Raw genomic sequence first — 17,756 nt, forward strand, 5'->3', positions numbered from 1 at the left:
GGTTTCAGGTTGCGAATCTGCATCAGCACTGGTCACGGAATCGCCATTGACGGTTTCCGTTTCAAATGGAACGCCATCGCCCTTGCCGGAAATGCCACGGGAATTCAGGAACCCTGGGGCTGTAGGTGAATTGAGTCTGCGCTCGGCCGCTTCTCGTTCGGCCTTTTCCTTGGCCTCGACTTCGTGCGCCGTCTTGATATCGGCAAGAACCGTATCCTTGTTGTCGCATACAGCGCTCAAGAGGCCATGGATAAACGCGGGAGAATCATCATCGCAAAGGGTCTTCGCCAGCCCCAACGCCTCATCGATGGCCACGCGATCAGGCACGTCATCGTTGAAGAGAATTTCCCAAGCGGCGATCCGCAGAACATTTCTATCGATCACAGCCATGCGCTTGAGCGGCCATTTGGTCGAATGGGATTCGAGTGCACGGTCGATGCCCGTCTGCTCATCGGCGACGCCCCGAACGATTTCGATGGCATAATCCGGCAATGGTGTCTGGGCTCCCGGCTCGGCAATGCGTTCGGCGAGCAGTGACGGAATGTCCTGTCCTTTTTCATCCGCTTCGTAGAGCGTATTCAGCGCCCGTTTACGAGCTGTAGAACGTGCCATATAGTCAGTAGCCTCTCAGTGAAAAATTATGCGAATAAAGGTTTGCGAATACGGCTTTCCGACCTGGCAAGCCGTAGCGCACCAAGTCGGAAAGAAAGAAAATCAGTTGTTCTCACGACCAAGGTAGGAACCGTCGCGGGTATCGACCTTGACCATTTCGCCTTCGCCCACGAAGAGCGGCACCTGAATCTCTGCACCGGTCTCAACGGTGGCAGGCTTGGTGCCGGCGTTCGAACGGTTGCCCTGCACGCCCGGCTCGGTCTCGGTGACCTTGAGCACGACGGATGCTGGCAGCTCGACACTCAGCGGGGTGCCGTCGTGGAAGCTGATGATGCAGTCGGTGCCCTCGAGCAGGTACTTCGCCTGATCGCCGACGAGCTCCTTGGGGATGTTGACCTGATCATAGGTGGTCATATCCATGAAGACGAAGCTGTCACCCTCTTCGTAGGAATACTGCAGCGTACGGTTGTCGACGGTTTCGAACTCCATCTTCATGCCGGCGTTGAAGGTCCTGTCGACGATCTTGCCCGAAAGCACGTTCTTGATGGTGGTACGCACGAAAGCCGGCCCCTTGCCAGGCTTGACGTGCTGGAATTTCGTGACGGTCCAGAGCTGTCCGTCCAGGTTCAATACCGACCCGTTTTTGATGTCATTGCTAGTTTGTGCCACGTCTCGTCACCTTAGTCATTTACTTTTCAAACGATATGCATTCATAAAATGCCTCAGCAATTATGCCACGGCGTATGTACAGTTCGCCAGTCGTCTGTTTCTCTCGGCTTTTGCTTTACCTACTCATACTTTTAAATACAGTTGTGCCCCACACCAAAAGATGTGGGGCACAACCAGTAAGTAAATCTACAACTTACGTTCTAGAACTACTCGATCACCTTGGTGACACGGCCTGAGCCGACGGTGTGGCCGCCTTCACGGACTGCGAAGGTCAGGCCCTCTTCCATCGCGACGGGCTGAATCAGCTCGACGGAGAAGGTGGCGTGATCGCCAGGCTGAACCATCTCGACGCCTTCCGGCAGCGTGATGACGCCGGTGACGTCGGTGGTGCGGAAGTAGAACTGCGGACGGTAGTTGGAGAAGAACGGCGAATGACGGCCGCCCTCATCCTTCGTCAAGACGTAAACTTCGCCCTCGAACTTGTGGTGCGGGGTCACGGTGCCGGGCTTGGCCACGACCTGGCCGCGCTCGACGTCGTCACGGTTGATGCCGCGGAGCAGCAGACCAGTGTTGTCGCCAGCCTCGGCCTCGTCCATCTGCTTGTGGAAGGTCTCGATGGAGGTGACGGTGGTGGTCTGGGTCGGACGAATGCCGACGATCTCTGCCGGGGCGTTGACCGGGATGCGGCCACGCTCGACACGGCCGGTCACCACGGTGCCACGGCCGGAGATGGTGAAGACATCTTCGATAGGCATCAGGAACGGCTTGTCCAGATCGTGGACAGGGGTCGGGATGTAATCGTCGACGGCATCCATGAGGTCCTTGACGGTCTGAACCCACTTGTCGTGATCCGGAGCGTCATCGTGCAGAGCGCCGTAGGCGGAGGTGCGGATGACCGGGCAGTCACGATCGAAGCCGTTTTCTTCGAGGAGGTCGCGGACCTCTTCTTCGACGAGCTCGATGAGCTCTTCGTCATCGACCATATCGCACTTGTTGAGCGCGACGAGGATCTTCGGCACGCCTACCTGGCGAGCGAGCAGAACGTGCTCGCGGGTCTGAGCCATCGGGCCATCAGTGGCGGCGACGACGAGGATCGCGCCATCCATCTGAGCGGCGCCGGTGATCATGTTCTTCACGAAATCGGCGTGGCCGGGGCAATCCACGTGAGCATAGTGGCGCTTGGCCGTCTGATACTCGATGTGGGCGATGTTGATGGTGATACCACGCTGCTTCTCTTCAGGAGCCGCGTCGATCTGATCGAAGTCATACTCCGGGTTGAGATCGGGGTACTCTTCGTGCAGCACCTTCGAGATGGCCGCGGTCAGGGTCGTCTTACCGTGATCAACGTGGCCAATGGTGCCAATGTTAACGTGCGGCTTAGTCCGCTCGTACTTTTCCTTTTCTGCCATTACTTGTCCTCCTGGACGTTTCGTAGTTAATCCCGAGCTTTTCGGCATCGAGATACTCGCTACAGTTTACTGGGTTTCTGGGTTACCTGCCACAAAGTGCCCGAACCCAGTCAGCGCTAGAAAATTTTAGCGCCGACTGGAGACAGACACGCCTTGGGCAAAGTATTTTTTATTCGCCGCGCTGGGCCTTGATGATCTCCTCGGAGACCGCCTTCGGCACCTCTGCATACGAATCCATCTGCATGGTGAACATCGCGCGGCCCTGCGTCTTGGAACGCAAATCGCCGATGTAGCCGAACATCTCGCTTAAGGGGACCTTCGCCTCGATGACCTTGACGCCGGTGGCGTCCTTCATCTCCTGGATGTTGCCACGACGGGAGTTGATGTCACCCATCACGTCGCCCATGTACTCCTCAGGCGTACGCACCTCGACGGCCATGATCGGCTCGAGGATGACGGGCTTGGCCTTCGGGGCCGCGGTCTTGAACGCCATGGAACCGGCGATCTTGAACGCGAGCTCGGAGGAATCGACATCGTGAATCTGGCCGTCAGTGACGGTCGCCTTGACGCCGACCACCGGGAACCCGGCGAGCACGCCGGACTCCATGGCTTCCTGCACACCAGCATCGATCGAAGGAATGAATTCCTTGGTGATGTGGCCGCCGGTGACCTCGTTGACGAACTCGTAGTCCTTGCCCTCGGCGGGGTCGATCGGCTCGAAGTTCATCAAAACCTTTGCGAACTGGCCGGAACCACCCGTCTGCTTCTTGTGGGTGTATTCCTGGTTCATGACGGCCTTGCGGATGGTCTCGCGGTAGGCGACCTGCGGGTTGCCCACGTTGCACTCCACCTTGAACTCGCGACGCATACGGTCGACGATGATGTCGAGCTGGAGTTCGCCCATGCCGGAAATCAGCGTCTGGCCGCTTTCCTCATCGGTCTTGACCTGGAAGGTCGGGTCCTCATCGGCGAGCTTTGCCAGAGCGATCGACATCTTCTCCTGATCGGCCTTGGTCTTCGGCTCCACGGCGACCTCGATCACCGGGTCCGGGAAGGTCATGGACTCGAGAGAAATCGGAGCGTTGTCGGCGCACAGCGTGTCGCCGGTGGAGACGTTCTTCAGACCTACGAGCGTGTAGATGTTGCCGGCTTCTGCGGCGTCGACGGGGTTCTCCTTGTCGGCGTGCATCTGGAAGATCTTGCCGACGCGTTCCTTCTTGTCCTTCGTGGAATCGAGCACGGTGTCGCCGGGCTTGATGGAGCCGGAATAGACGCGCACGAACACGAGCTTGCCATAGAAGGGGTGGGTCGAGATCTTGAAGACCAGCGCGGCGAACGGATCGTCCATCGTGGGCTTGCGATCAATCTCCTGGGACTCGTCACCGGGCTTGAAGCCGACGATGGCGGGGACGTCCTCGGGGCTGGGCAGATAGTCGACCACTGCGTCGAGCAGCGGCTGAATGCCCTTGTCCTTGAAGGCGGAACCGCAGAGGACCGGGTAGGCCTTGCGCTCGATGGTAAGCTTGCGGATACCTGCACGGATCTCCTCGTCGCTCATCTCGCCGGACTCGAGGTACTTCTCCATCAGGTCGTCATCGGACTCGGCCACCTGGTCGAGAAGTTCCGAACGATACTGCTCGGCCTTGTCCTTGAGGTCATCGGGGATGTCGACGGTGTCGTAGTGGGCACCGAGATCCGTGGTGACGTCCTTCCAGACGTACGCCTTCATACGGATCAGATCGACCATGCCGACGAAGTCGTTCTCGGCGCCGATCGGCAGCTGGACGACCAGCGGGGTGGCTCCCAGCTTCTTCTTGATGGTGTCGACGGAATAGTAGAAGTCGGCTCCGAGCTTATCCATCTTGTTGATGAAGCAGATGCGCGGCACGCCGTACTTGTCGGCCTGACGCCACACGGTCTCGCTCTGGGGCTCTACGCCTTCCTTGCCATCGAAGACGGCGACGGCGCCATCGAGCACGCGAAGCGAACGCTCCACCTCGGCCGTGAAGTCCACGTGGCCGGGGGTGTCGATGATGTTGATCTGGAACTTCTTGTCGGCGTCATGGGTCTGACGGTTCCAGAAGCAGGTGGTCGCAGCGGACTGAATGGTGATGCCGCGTTCCTTTTCCTGGGCCATGAAGTCCATGGTCGAGGCGCCTTCGTGCGTCTCGCCGATCTTGTAGTTCTTACCGGTGTAGTACAGAATACGTTCTGTACATGTTGTCTTACCGGCATCGATGTGAGCCATGATGCCGATGTTGCGGACCTCATTGAGGTCGCTGAGCACATCAAGTGCCATAGATTTTCCTTACCTAACTCGTCTCTTCGATTACCAGCGATAGTGGGCGAAGGCCTTATTGGCCTCGGCCATCTTGTGCGTATCCTCGCGGCGCTTCACCGAAGCACCGAGACCGTTGGAGGCGTCGAGGATCTCGTTGGCGAGACGCTCGGCCATGGTCTTCTCGCGGCGCTTGCGGGAGAAGTCCGTGAGCCAGCGAAGGCTCAGGGCGTTGGCGCGGTTGGGCTTGACCTCGACCGGGACCTGGTAGGTCGCGCCGCCGACACGGCGGGAACGGACCTCGAGGGACGGACGGATGTTGTCGAGCGCGCGCTTCAGCACGGCGACGGGTTCCTGGTCGGTCTTCGCCTTGACCATGTCAAGTGCGGAGTAGACGATGTCCTCGGCGATCGACTTCTTGCCGTCGAGCAGGATCTTGTTGATGAGCTGAGCGACCACGGTCGAACCGTAGATCGGATCAGGGAGCAGCTGGTGCTTCTTGGATGGTCCTTTACGTGACATATCTCTTACTTCGCCTTCTTTGCGCCGTACAGGGAGCGTCCCTGCTTGCGGTCCTTGACACCCTGGGTATCGAGCGCGCCGCGCACGATGTGGTAACGCACACCAGGAAGATCCTTCACACGGCCACCGCGGACGAGCACGATGGAGTGCTCCTGCAGGTTGTGGCCTTCGCCCGGAATGTAGGCGGTAACTTCGATGCCGGAGCTCAGGCGCACACGGGCGACCTTACGCAACGCGGAATTCGGCTTCTTCGGTGTAGTGGTATACACACGGGTGCACACGCCGCGACGCAGCGGGCTGCCCTTCAAGGCCAAAGTCTTGGATTTCTTTGACTTTGCCTTACGTCCTTTACGGACAAGTTGTTCTATAGTAGGCAACTTCAGTTCTCCGATTCGTTAATCATTGTTTCTTGCGGAGCCGCCTCGCTGCAGCCCCAATCGACGAATCGAGTGAGACAGCCACAGTCCACCGGCCCGATGGCCCTTCACTCTCCTGCCGCCGCATTACTGCGCGCATTCCAACAAGTTCCGGGATATCCCAATGCCCACGCCTGTTACATAAGGCATGCCATTGGCACACACAAGTAAGAACTATAACATAAAGCTTCGGACATTTTAAAAAGCTGCGCCGTTGCGGATACCGTCTTGGGCTGTCTTGGCTGATCGGCAATCGATATTCCTGCTCGTCGCTTTATCGGATGGGCGAAAACCCTGCAAGAACTGGACTTCCGATAGTCCATACATAACCAGCCGAAATTTTATAGAATCACAAAAGTATTCGCAACGTATCAGAGAATGAATCTACACTAAGCCATACAACACAAATATGGGTATCGATAATCCACATACGAAAGAGCAGCGCACCATGACAGGAACCTGTGAGCAGAAAGTCCAACAATTACATTGCTCGTTCGATGCGGGAGTCTCGCGTCCTTTCGCCTGGCGGCGGGAACAGCTCGGACGTATGAAACTGATGATCACCGCCCATCGAAAGGACATCGAACGCGCGGTGTACCTCGATCTGGGCAAACCGGCTGCGGAAACCGCGTTGATGGAAATCAAGCTCGTGCTGGACGAAATACGGTTTGTCGAACCGCGTATCGAACGCTGGAGCAGGCGACGCCATGTAGCCATGCCACTACTGATGCAACCGGCGAGAAGCTGGACGATAGCAGAGCCCAAAGGCGTGGTGCTGGTGATTTCGCCGTGGAACTATCCGCTGATGTTGAGCCTCGAACCGATGGTCGACGCCATCGCGGCCGGCAACTGCGTGTGCCTCAAACCTTCGGAGCTCTCCCCCAATACCAGCGCATTGCTTCAACGGCTCATCGGCGCATACCTCGACCCGCGGGCGTTTGCGGTCGTTCAAGGTGCGGTGCCGGAAACCACCGAATTGCTCAAACAATCGTTCGACCATATCTTCTATACCGGCAACGGCAGGGTCGGAGCGATCGTGATGGAGGCTGCGGCGAAACAGCTTACGCCGGTAACGTTGGAGTTGGGCGGGAAATCCCCCGTGTTCGTGGATGCGAGCGCCAATCTCGACGTCGCGGCCGGCCGCATCGCGTGGGGACGATTCACCAACGCCGGGCAGACCTGCGTGGCGCCTGATTACGTATTGACCACACCGGAGTTGGTGGAACCGTTGGCGCAGAAAATCGCGGGTTTCACTCGAAAGTTCTTTGGTAGCAATCCCGCACAATCCGCAAGTTACGGACGTATCGTCAATACCAGGCAATTCGACAGACTGGTCAAGCTGCTACCGAGCGATAAGAAGACGTTCAGCGGCGGCGAAACCAATCGCGAACATCTTTATATCGCGCCAACCATCCTTACCGACGTCCGGCCCGGTGACCCGGTGATGCAGGAGGAAATCTTCGGACCGATTCTGCCGATTCTTGCGGTGAACAACGCGAAGGACGCGGTGGCCTTCATCAACGGGCGTCCGAAACCGCTGGCTTTGTATGTCTTCACACGAAGCAAGGCGACCCGCCTGCTTTTCGAACGCCATACCAGCTCGGGCGCGCTCGGCTTCAACCTGCCGCTCGGCCATCTGCTTTCCAGCCGATTGCCCTTCGGCGGCATCGGTGCTTCCGGCTTGGGAGCCTACCACGGCAAAGCCGGTTTCCTGGAATTCAGCCACATCAAAACCGTGACGAGCAAACCGACGTTCCCAGATACGCTGCGAATAGCCTACCCGCCATATAAATGAAAATCAAACATTGATTCAAAAGCAAACACTACCGCTGCACTGTAACCAGAGACAACCGTAAAAGGCATCTTGTTATTGTAAAGTCCCCTTTGCAGAAGAAATCTCGGTATCTTTTTCCAGCATCTGTTCAATGTGTTCAAGACGCCGAGACAGCTCATCAATCTGCTGACGGGTTATCTCCGTATTCTTTTCTTCGTCTACACTCACCTCGTCGACAATCCACGAACCGAATGTTCCTGTGACAACGCCAATAATGCCAATGCCAGCGACCATAAGAAAGAACGCTATCAATCTTCCAGTCCCAGTGACGGGAGCATAATCGCCATATCCTACGGTGGTGATAGTTACGAACGTCCACCACAAAGCATCTGGCCATGTTGTAATGGTGGCTCCCGGGGCATGACGTTCCGCATCGAAGACAGCGAGGGACCCGACCACTATCAGAAGAAACGCACACGCAACCACATACATGATGATTTTGCCCCGAAGCGCCATGCCACTGGTCTTGTGCAAGGCATTGAGCGCACTAAGAACACGCAGAGCCCGCAATGGTCTGATAATCGGCAAAATCACAACTGCCAAGTCAAACAGATGCGACTTGAAGAAATTCCATTTACCGTCAGCTAATATAAGAGAAACCACATAGTCAATGGCAAAAAGCAGCCATAGTACATCCATAGACCATTCTGAAACGGTGTTCCAGATTCCTCTCGGTTCCGCAAGAATCTGCCATGCATAAATCACAAGGAAAACGACCGAAAGAATCGTCAATGGCCACTCCGTGACCGACTCCCACTTTTTCAATCTCATACGATAATTCTCTCCATACTGCAAGACGGATTACATATGGGTCACAGCCACTTCTCATTATTCTGCATAACACAGTGCGATGCATTTCATCGGCGACACCACGGTATGAGCAATATCTCGCGGCTACCGCAGTAGACTTGGCATCGCCCCATCGCCGAACGAAAAGGAAAATCATGGGTTGGAGATTGAGGAAGAGCATCAGTTTTGGCAAAGGACTGCGTGTCAATATCGGTAAAAACGGAATCACCGGATTTACCGTCGGCAAACGTGGGAAACCACATGTCACCGTAGGCAAAAACGGCACCACAATCGGTGCCTCAATACCCGGAACTGGGCTGTATTATTCCAAAACATTGAAAAGCTCCGACAAGAAGACGAGTGCAAACCCGGCCGGCCATGAAACAAAGGCGGCAAACAAGACCATGAACGCAATTGAGCCCGCTCCCACACAGACGCTGCCACCGATCGACGAAAATCCGAACCCGCACGATCCTTGGAACGACGGGCAAAAGCATAACAAGAAACATGGCTTCCTGAAACGTAATTGGAAGGCCATACTGGTGACTTTCATCGCTTTGCTACTAGGCGTAGCAATGGGCTCGAGCAACGACCCGAATCCGAAAGACTCCAACGAGTATCACGAACTCGACAACACTTATCAGCAGCTCAACGTCAAGTATAAAAAGAATCAGAAAGACCTGGCACAAACCAAAAAGAAGCTCAAATCCGCGCAAGACAAAGCCGACAAATGGGACAAAGAGCAGGCCGACCAGAAAGAAAAGCAAAAGGAGGCGGACGACCAGCAAAAACAGCTTGAAGAACAGCAACAGGCGCAGCAAGAGGCTGCGGCGCAACAGGCCCAACAGCAGGCGCAACAGGCTCAACAGCAAGCGCAACAACAGGCAGCTCCTGCACCTCAACCTCAGCCAGCGCCGCAGCAACTGCAAAGAGAATCGATGGGCACGGCACATGGAGGAGCATTCTGCTCGCCTGAAGGAGCACAAGCGAAATCAGATCGCAGTTCGAACATATTGACTTGTCGCACAGCGGCCGACGGCAGGCTGCGCTGGAAGAATTAGGATCGGCTTATCAAAGTACGCGCACTAATGAATATGCGATGAGACACATCCCTTTAGCCGCTTTTGCATACTCTGTAGTAACAGCATAGTCTGCCCGTACCAGAAAATTCGTGAGTTGCGGGCTATAAGCCAATTCTTTTGGCCGGTAGCCCGCAACTCGTCACTGCTTGCTACTGGAACTTCGAAAACTCAAAACACAAAATCCCCGGAACCTTGCAATTCCGGGGATTGATGGGGGTGGCCAACGCGGTTCGAACGCGCGACCTTCTGAACCACAATCAGATGCTCTACCTGCTGAGCTATGGCCACCATCGAAGTGTGAAACCGACAGATTCAAGGAATCAAATCAACATTCGCACAACAGATAAGAACTATACACGACTCTCAAGACCTTGGGCAACCGGCGCGTCGCAGGATCCGTCGAATCTGTCAGTTTTGTAAGCCTTGTCACAACTCGGTATCCACGTCCGGGGTCTTCTCCCCTGCCGTTACGGCGAACGGAAGCGTGTTGCGCTTGGAAGGAATCGGGCAGGTGCAGTAGGAGGAGAACGCGCAGGGATAGTTGTAGGCGTAATTGAAATCGAGCGCCTCCAATTCATCCAAGGTCAACTCGTCAAGCCGCAGCACACGGCCGATGCCGTAGGTCTCCCTGCCGTTGGTCGGGTCGCCGAAGAAGATGCTCGCATGTCCGAAGACGTTGGAGACGACCAGCGAATAGTCCTTGCCCTCATGTTGGAACTCGACAAAGCCCAGCAACGGGTAAGACTGCAACACGGTTTTCACCACCGAATCGTGAATGTCGAACTCGTCGGGCTCGGCACGGCGGAAATGAGCCGGAACCCGCCATTTTGGATCGATCGGGAATGTGTCGATGTCATCGAAATGCTGACGGGTTTTGGCGTGCGGGTCCTTGACGCGAATCCAGAACCGGTAGGTGGATTGGTCAACCAGATCGGTTTGCGAGTTCACTTCGATGCGCTTGTCACCGTAATCGAGATAGGCGAGCGCCTGTTCTCCGAATGCTGTGGGAGTGAAGGAAATCGGGGTCTTAAGCGCTTCCCTGCCATTGGTCACGGTAAGCGGCTCGCTCCCACCATGACCGCCAGCCGCATCCTGCGCCTGCTTTTCGTCGGATTCGGGATAATAGGTCAGCACATCGTTTTCGGCACGCCAAGCCCCCGGAATGTCGTCAATCGTCTGCGTCTGTCCGTTAGCGACCCACGTGATCGACGCCGGCGCCAGATAACCATGCGGCGCCTTGAGCTCCTCAAGCCGCTGTTCGTGCCACATCTGCCATTGCTGGACGTATGGATCGGTTGTGACCGGCGGAAGCGTCGAGACTCCTTCGGGGAGCCCGCCTTGCAAAGGCGAAAGGTTCAGACCTTGTTTTGATGAGGCAAAAAGCCGGTTTATCGAAGTCCCGGTGGCCTCTTCGCCGCCTTTTGCACCAGTTTTGTTGAAATCACTCACGATAGTCTCCATTATTTCTGATTGATATTTTCCGCTTGTCGATTGCGCGAATCTTAAGCATGCGAACCTCAGTACTTGAACATCGGGATGTTGTGGTCCTTGATGAGTTGTTTGGCGACGGCCTGCGTATGGTAGGCGTCAACGATCTTGCGGAAAGTCTTGCTGTCCTTGTCACTCGTGTTGGCCACGATGATGTTCACATACGGTTTGAAGCTGGCGTCATCGGGCTTGAGCTTGGGCGCATAGATGGCGTCTTCGGGCTTCTTGCCGGCATCGACGATGAAGTTGGTATTGGTGATGCCACCGGCGTAATCGGGCAGCAGGTTGATGATGGAGGCCGGATCATTGAGCTCGATGTCGATGCCGCTGGGGTTGGAGGCGATGTCGTCGGTCGTGGGGTCGGCCTTGGTATTGTCTTTCAACGTGATAAGTCCTGCGGAATCAAGCACTTTGAGCGCCCGCCCGAGGTTGGTGGCGTTATTGGGAATGGCCACTTTGTCGCCAGCCTTGAAGTCCTTGACGCTCTTGTATTTCTGGGAGTAGAGGTTGAGCGGCGAAATGTAGGTCTCGCCGATCGGGGTGAACTTGTAGCCCTTCTCCTTTTCTTCCTGATGCAGGTACGCGTAATGCTGGAAAGCCGTGATGTCGAGCTCGTGGTTGGCGAGCGCCTGATTGGCATAGATGCCGTCCTGGAAGGTCTTGTATTTGAGCCTTATATTGGCGTGCTCCCGGTCAAGCTGGGCCTGCACATCCTTCCATTCCGCATCATCGGAATTACCGACAAGACCTACCGTAACGGTTTCCTCCTTGCCTGCTTTGACATTACGGTAGATGCTGATGCCGGCGACGACCAGCACCACCACGAGGATTGCCCCCAGAAGCGCGAAGAGTTGATGCTTGGCTTTGGTTTGTTTTTTGGTGGCCATAAAAGCCCCTTTCAGGATTCATGAAATCTCACGGCTTGTGCTTGATATAAAGAAAGTTGCCGCCGGATATTTGATAGGTTTAGAAATTAAAGTCGGTATTGATTATTAAAAATAAACGGATTGTGGTTATCGTCAGTGTTCGGTGATTTCGACGAGCAGACGACCGATGAGCTCGACCAAACCGACCAGCAGCACCAGAACGATGATGGTGGCGATGGTGACGTCCATCATGTAGCGCTGGTAGCCGTAGCGGATGGCGAAATCGCCGAGTCCGCCGCCGCCGACCACGCCGACCACTGCGGTCATGTCGATGAGGCTGACCAGTGTGATGACGCTGACACGGATGATCGAGGGAATCGCCTCGCGCAGGTAGACTCGCCAAATGATTTCCGGCAGTCCCATGCCCATCGCCTGTGCCGCTTCGATCAATCCGGAATCGATGCCGGCCAAGGCCGACTGAATCTGACGGGCGAAAAACGGGGTGATACCCACGACCAGTGGGAACAACGCTCCCTTCGTACCGATGGCCGTACCCATGACGAATCGGGTGACCGGCACCAGTGAGGCCGCGAGAATAATGAACGGAATCGAACGGAACAGGTTGATGAGCTTGTCGATGACGTTGAAGACACCCCGGTTGGGGTGAAGGCCACCGGGTTTCGTTACAGTAACGGTTACGCCGAGAATGACGGCCAAGACGAAGGAAATCAGACCGGCCACGGCGACCATGATGATGGTCTGCACGAAGGAATCGAAGAATTCGGGCAGACGGCTCATCACGTTCGGGAACCATTGATCAAGTAGATTAAGCACGATCGATCACCTCGATGCCGATATTGCGCTCCTTAAGATAGGCAAGCGCATCATTGATCTTCTTGGAATCGCCTTTGAGCATGACCACCAGGCCGCCGAGCGGGGCGTTCTCCACGATGTCGATATCGGCGAAAATGATGTTGACGTCAATGGAAAACTCGCGTGAGATATGCGAGACCAGAGCCTCGGAGACCTCTTTGGCGATGTAGTTCATGCGCAGGAGCACTTGGCCGGGCTGTGGCTCGACCAGCGGCGAATGGTCGTCAAGTAACTCGTGGACCTTGTCGAGATTCGAGGTCGTGGCCACAAACGCTTTGGTGAGCGCGGCCTTTGGCGCAGCGAAGATGTCGAACACATTACCCTTTTCGACGATGGTGCCATGGTCGATGACGGCGACCTTGTTGCAGATCTGCTTGATCACCGACATCTGATGGGTGATGACGACGACGGTCAAGCCCAAGGTGTCGTGCAGGTTGCGCAGGAGGGCGAGAATCGATTTGGTGGTGGTCGGGTCAAGCGCGCTGGTTGCCTCGTCACTCAGCAATATGCTGGGGTTGTTGACCAAGGCCCTGGCGATGGCGACGCGCTGCTGCTGGCCGCCGGAAAGTTCATCTGGATAGGCTTCGGCTTTTTCGCTCAGACCGACCAGTTCCAGAAGCTCACCAACACGGACCTTGCGGCTTTTTGCATCGACTTTGCCACGAAAGGCGAGTTCGATATTGGCGGCGACAGTCCGGGACGGCATCAGATTGAATGACTGGAAAATCATGCCGACGTCGCTCCTCAAGGCGCGCAGCTCCTTGGGACGCAGATCGGCGACCTCCTTGCCGTTGACGGCGAGTGTGCCGCCATCGTAATGTTCGAGCCCATTGATACAGCGCACGAGTGTGGATTTGCCGGCACCGGACAGACCGATGATGCCGTAGATGTCGCCTTTGTCGACATCCAGATCGATGTCGCTCAGCGCGATCTTTTCACCTTCGTCGCTGGGATATTTTTTCGTCAGATTGCGTATCGTAATGACGGATGACATAAGACCCCTTTTCCGTCTTTTTATCCGGCGACATGCCGAAGATATGCATTACAAGTATTCAGTAAGCCAGTTCGAGCACGGCGCGCACATCAGCCTCGCTCAAAGGAACGTAATTTCCGACCGGCTTCGTGTCGGACTTCGTCAAGCGCTCGGCGACCGTAGCAACAGCTTTCCTAGGTATGCCAAGTTCATGCAGGCTGGTTTTCAAGCCCAACATCTGAAAGTGGCGTTCAAGCGTATCCGCGAGAATGCCGGCGCACTCCTGTTCCGTGTTGTCGTACGGGTCAGCGTCAAGTGCCCGGACCGCCATCTGCGCATAACGCTGAGGGCTGCGATGGGCGACGTAACGAATGATGGAAGGCAGGATCGCAGCGATGCCCTCACCGTGGATGACGTTGAATTCGCCGCCGATCTCATGTTCGATGCGGTGGGTCGTCCAATCGTTTTGCGAACCAGTGGCAAGATAGCAATGGTTGAACATCAACGCCGAAAGCCAGTGCAGCTCGGTACGCGTGGCAAGGTCGTCAGGATCAGCTGCAAAGCGCCTGCCTTGCACAAGAGCGGCCCGGAAACCGCCTTCAAGAATCCTGTCCGCCGATTCAAGATGGTCCTGCAACGTGAAATATGGTTCCAGGAATCCCACGGCCAGATCCGCCACCGCTGCGGCTTGGTAACGATATGGCGCCGTTCGCGAATATTCTGGGTCGACGATGGAGAATTTCGGAATGATAAGCCTGGTCTCCAATGCCTCCTTGTCCTCGCCTTGCTGGAGGACAGCGCAATCGGAAACCTCCGAACCACTGCCGGGAATCGTCGAAATCACGCCGACCGGCAAGGTTTCCTTCGGTTCAGCTTTGCCATCGAACAGATCCCATACATCGCCGTGGTAGGGCACACCGACGCCGACGGCCTTGGCGGTGTCGAACGAACTGGCGCCACCTGCGGCGAGAACGAAATCGACCTTTTCCTTACGTGCCAAATCAATCAGGTCACGGACGAGTTCGATATGCGGATTGGGCACGACATCGCCGTTTTCAACCAGCTGTGCACCGATAGCTTTTGCGGCACCGACCACTGCGTCATGGATGCCGAGGTCGAAGACGTAATCGCCGCTGTAGATAAACATGATGGAGGTCGCATGGTATTGGCGCAGAAGCCGCTCAAGCTGGCGCTCGGCCCCGACGCCGAACACGAGTTCATTGGGAGTGTAATAGGTGAAAACCATGCCCTGCCCCTTCTTTCTTTTCTTCTGCGTCCATCGTCCGTCTGTATGTTTCGGCCAACTGCACCCAGATGCCAAACAGGTGAATGAACCGGCCATTTTCATGACGTCCTCGGTGTTAGCAACCGAGTGTATCGGCCCGCGCTTCACCATTGCAAGCTGGACGATATATGCAAAATCAATAGTCGTTTATCAATCAGGGCGGCCGCAAGTGAGGAATCGTTCAGTCGGGAATTATTATTTCCCGTTTTCATGAATGATTATCACTATGTGGACATGCAAACCCGCAGATTTGGCGCAATCTGTGACTTTCCTTACAAAAATATTGTGTTCTTCGTTACAAAATACGAGATTCCCACGAAATACAAAACAACCACGACCCATAATGAATAGGCGAGTTTTATCTTGAGATCAAATGAATTGACAGAAAATACAGAAAGAATCATGGGCAAATTATCTCAATTGAAAACGACCATTTCCGAAGTCGAAGGTACCAAGGACGAGACCAAGCCGCTCTTCCCCGGACGCGCGTTCATCTCGACAGTGCTCGACGCGCTCGACAGCAAGGAGACCATGACCGGCAAGATGATCGGACGCTACATCCAGCGTGCCGCCATGGCCGGTATCCTCGTCGGTGTGTTCTTCGCGGCCTTCTGGGTCATCATGGGAGCGACCGCCAAGGGCGGCCCGGGTCTGGCCGTGGCAGGCAAGGTGATGGCCGGCATCACCTTCGGCTGGGCGCTGGTACTCATCTATTACACCAACTCTGAGCTGTTGACCTCGAATATGATGGTCGTCAGCATCGGCGCCTACCACAAGCGCATCGGCTGGGGCGAATCGCTGAAGCTGCTGGGCCTGTGCCTGCTGGGCAACCTGCTGGGCGCGCTGGTCGTGGCCATTATCCTGCGATTCTCCACCATCATCTCCGGCCCGTCCTTCGACGCGATGCTCGCCGCGGCGACCACCAAGCTCAACTACCTGAACTCCGGATTCGGCGTGGCCGACCTCTTCGTACGCGCGATTTTCTGCAACTTCTGCATCAACATCGCCATGCTCATGGTCTACAACGGCAAACTCACCAACGACTTCACCAAGTGCACGATCATGGTGGTCGCGGTCTTCGTCTTCACCTTCTGCGGCTTCGAGCACTCCGTGGCCGACTCTGCGATGTTCCTCATTCTCGGCATGCACGGCGTGATCAACGCATGGAAGGCAATCCTGGTCATCATCGTGGCCATTCTCGGCAACATCGTGGGCGGCGGCATCCTCATCGGCCTGAACTTCGCGACGATGAACGACGAACGCGGCATCACCGCCGAGAGTGGAAAACAATAAGGTGATATCCAGCGTCAACAGACCTCCGCAGCTCAAACCCGAACCTCATCCGAGCGTTGAAAAGCGCTGATGGAGCAACGCGCGAACATTTTTATCCCGTTGCAAAAAGCTATTCATCGCCTGTCAGCTCTCACTCTTCCGGCAAACTCTAAACCCATGCCGCCGTCCGCCTTGCCGTAGTCACCCATGGGATTATGGTGGAAACATATTATTTAAAAATAAAGCAAGGAGTGACATGCTGGACTTCACCAGTGACTACGCGGAAGGCGCCCATCCTGCAATTTTGAAGCGGATGGAAGAAACGAATATGGAACAGCTGCCGGGCTACGGTTCCGACAAATACTGTGAATCAGCCAAGGCAAAAATCCGCGAGGCCTGCGGCTGCCCGGACGCCGATGTGTGGTTCCTCGTCGGCGGCACGCAGACCAACCAGACCGTCATCGACACCATCACCCCGGCCTACGCCGGTGTCGTCGCAGCAACCAATGGGCACGTCAATGTTCACGAAGCCGGAGCCGTGGAGTCGACCGGTCACAAAGTGCTCACGCTGCCGAGCCACGAAGGCAAGATCGAGGCGGCCGACCTCGAGCAGTACTGCAAGGATTTCTACGCCGACGGCAACTACACCCACATGGTCTTCCCCGGCTGCGTCTACGTCTCGCACCCCAGCGAATACGGCACGATGTACACCAAAGCCGAGCTTGAGGCCATCGCCGAGGTCGCGCACCGCTACGACATGCCGCTCTTCCTCGACGGCGCACGTCTGGGCTACGGTCTGACCGCCGAGGGCACCGACCTGACACTCGAGGATATCGCACGCATCACCGACGTGTTCTACATCGGCGGCACCAAGGTCGGAGCGCTGTTCGGCGAGGCCGTGGTCTTCACCAAGCGCAACACGCCCAAGCACTTCCTCACGCAGATCAAGCAGCACGGTGCGCTTCTGGCCAAGGGCTGGCTGCTCGGTCTGCAGTTCGATACGCTGTTCACCGATGACCTCTATACGAAAATCGCGCGCAACGCCAATGACAAGGCCGCACAAATCCGAACGGCACTCAAGGCCAAGGGCTATCAGCTAGCCTACGAGAACCCGACCAACCAGATCTTCATCGTCATGGACCGGGCCACCATCGACCGGCTCAAGCAGAACGTCAACATGGACTTCCTCGAAAAGTACGATGACACCCATTCGGTGATGCGCATCTGCACGAGCTGGGCCACCACCCAGGAGCACACCGACCAGCTCATTGCACTGCTGTAGCACCGACTGAGATTACAGACTCATCCTGCTTTACGCCGCTACTTATGGAGCCAATGCGACGAAAAGCAGGATTTTCGTGCTTTTTGTCCGTTGAAGCTCGCATTGT

Annotated in this window: 15 protein-coding genes, 1 tRNA gene and 1 pseudogene; 4 read left to right on the top strand and 13 right to left on the bottom strand. The window is 56.0% G+C overall.

Annotation, left to right across the window (positions count from 1 at the left end; genetic code table 11):
• Positions 1-144: 144 nt before the first annotated feature.
• From nusB to rpsL, 6 genes and pseudogenes are all read right to left on the bottom strand, one after another.
• Positions 145-612, bottom strand: a pseudogene (gene nusB, locus OZX74_RS05605) (transcription antitermination factor NusB); the annotation flags it as partial.
• 102 nt (positions 613-714) lie between these two features.
• Positions 715-1,281 carry an elongation factor P gene (gene efp, locus OZX74_RS05610; RefSeq protein ID WP_277155995.1) on the bottom strand — a complete coding sequence of 189 codons (567 nt, stop codon included), beginning with the start codon at positions 1,279-1,281 and terminating at the stop codon, positions 715-717.
• Positions 1,282-1,487: 206 nt separating this feature from the next.
• Complete coding sequence (gene tuf / locus OZX74_RS05615; protein WP_277147052.1) at positions 1,488-2,690, bottom strand: elongation factor Tu; 1,203 nt, start codon at positions 2,688-2,690, stop codon at positions 1,488-1,490.
• 169 nt (positions 2,691-2,859) lie between these two features.
• Complete coding sequence (gene fusA, locus OZX74_RS05620; protein ID WP_277147054.1) at positions 2,860-4,989, bottom strand: elongation factor G; 2,130 nt, start codon at positions 4,987-4,989, stop codon at positions 2,860-2,862.
• A gap of 30 nt (positions 4,990-5,019) precedes the next feature.
• A complete protein-coding gene (gene rpsG, locus OZX74_RS05625) occupies positions 5,020-5,490 on the bottom strand; it encodes a 30S ribosomal protein S7 (protein WP_277155996.1) in 471 nt (156 codons plus the stop codon).
• A 5-nt stretch (positions 5,491-5,495) separates the two neighbouring features.
• Entirely contained in the window at positions 5,496-5,867 is a 372-nt protein-coding gene (rpsL, locus tag OZX74_RS05630) for a 30S ribosomal protein S12 (protein WP_277141808.1), read from the bottom strand.
• Positions 5,868-6,354: 487 nt separating this feature from the next.
• Here rpsL and OZX74_RS05635 point away from each other — a divergent pair, with 487 nt between their 5' ends.
• Positions 6,355-7,701: an aldehyde dehydrogenase family protein gene (locus tag OZX74_RS05635; protein ID WP_277155997.1), complete on the top strand. Its 1,347-nt coding sequence runs from the start codon at positions 6,355-6,357 to the stop codon at positions 7,699-7,701.
• Positions 7,702-7,773: 72 nt separating this feature from the next.
• Here OZX74_RS05635 and OZX74_RS05640 read toward each other — a convergent pair whose 3' ends face one another.
• The gene (locus OZX74_RS05640) at positions 7,774-8,511 is read right to left on the bottom strand and encodes a potassium channel family protein (RefSeq protein ID WP_277155998.1); all 738 of its coding nucleotides are present in this window, start codon (positions 8,509-8,511) and stop codon (positions 7,774-7,776) included.
• A 173-nt stretch (positions 8,512-8,684) separates the two neighbouring features.
• Here OZX74_RS05640 and OZX74_RS05645 point away from each other — a divergent pair, with 173 nt between their 5' ends.
• Complete coding sequence (locus OZX74_RS05645) at positions 8,685-9,590, top strand: DUF4236 domain-containing protein (protein ID WP_277155999.1); 906 nt, start codon at positions 8,685-8,687, stop codon at positions 9,588-9,590.
• Positions 9,591-9,826: 236 nt separating this feature from the next.
• Here the strand turns inward: OZX74_RS05645 and OZX74_RS05650 are convergent.
• From OZX74_RS05650 to OZX74_RS05675, 6 genes are all read right to left on the bottom strand, one after another.
• Positions 9,827-9,899 (bottom strand) — tRNA-His (locus OZX74_RS05650).
• Between the two features lie 138 nt (positions 9,900-10,037).
• The gene (locus tag OZX74_RS05655) at positions 10,038-11,060 is read right to left on the bottom strand and encodes a DUF1684 domain-containing protein (RefSeq protein ID WP_277156000.1); all 1,023 of its coding nucleotides are present in this window, start codon (positions 11,058-11,060) and stop codon (positions 10,038-10,040) included.
• Positions 11,061-11,128: 68 nt separating this feature from the next.
• Positions 11,129-11,986, bottom strand: a complete 858-nt coding sequence (locus OZX74_RS05660) for a MetQ/NlpA family ABC transporter substrate-binding protein (RefSeq protein ID WP_277156001.1) — start codon at positions 11,984-11,986, stop codon at positions 11,129-11,131.
• 132 nt (positions 11,987-12,118) lie between these two features.
• A complete protein-coding gene (locus OZX74_RS05665; protein ID WP_277156002.1) occupies positions 12,119-12,799 on the bottom strand; it encodes a methionine ABC transporter permease in 681 nt (226 codons plus the stop codon).
• Positions 12,792-13,832, bottom strand: a complete 1,041-nt coding sequence (locus OZX74_RS05670; protein WP_277156003.1) for an ATP-binding cassette domain-containing protein — start codon at positions 13,830-13,832, stop codon at positions 12,792-12,794. The genes OZX74_RS05665 and OZX74_RS05670 overlap by 8 nt, the downstream gene beginning before the upstream one ends.
• 58 nt (positions 13,833-13,890) lie before the next feature.
• Positions 13,891-15,057, bottom strand: a complete 1,167-nt coding sequence (locus OZX74_RS05675) for an iron-containing alcohol dehydrogenase (RefSeq protein ID WP_277156005.1) — start codon at positions 15,055-15,057, stop codon at positions 13,891-13,893.
• Between the two features lie 441 nt (positions 15,058-15,498).
• On the opposite strand from OZX74_RS05675, the gene OZX74_RS05680 reads away from it, so the two are divergent.
• Positions 15,499-16,389 carry a formate/nitrite transporter family protein gene (locus tag OZX74_RS05680; protein ID WP_277156007.1) on the top strand — a complete coding sequence of 297 codons (891 nt, stop codon included), beginning with the start codon at positions 15,499-15,501 and terminating at the stop codon, positions 16,387-16,389.
• 235 nt (positions 16,390-16,624) lie between these two features.
• Positions 16,625-17,650, top strand: coding sequence for an aminotransferase class I/II-fold pyridoxal phosphate-dependent enzyme (locus OZX74_RS05685; RefSeq protein ID WP_277156008.1), 1,026 nt, complete (start codon positions 16,625-16,627; stop codon positions 17,648-17,650).
• Positions 17,651-17,756 lie beyond the last annotated feature (106 nt).

Origin of the sequence: Bifidobacterium sp. ESL0798 (assembly GCF_029395415.1) — a bacterium.
In the GTDB taxonomy this organism is placed as follows: Bacteria; Actinomycetota; Actinomycetes; order Actinomycetales; family Bifidobacteriaceae; genus Bifidobacterium.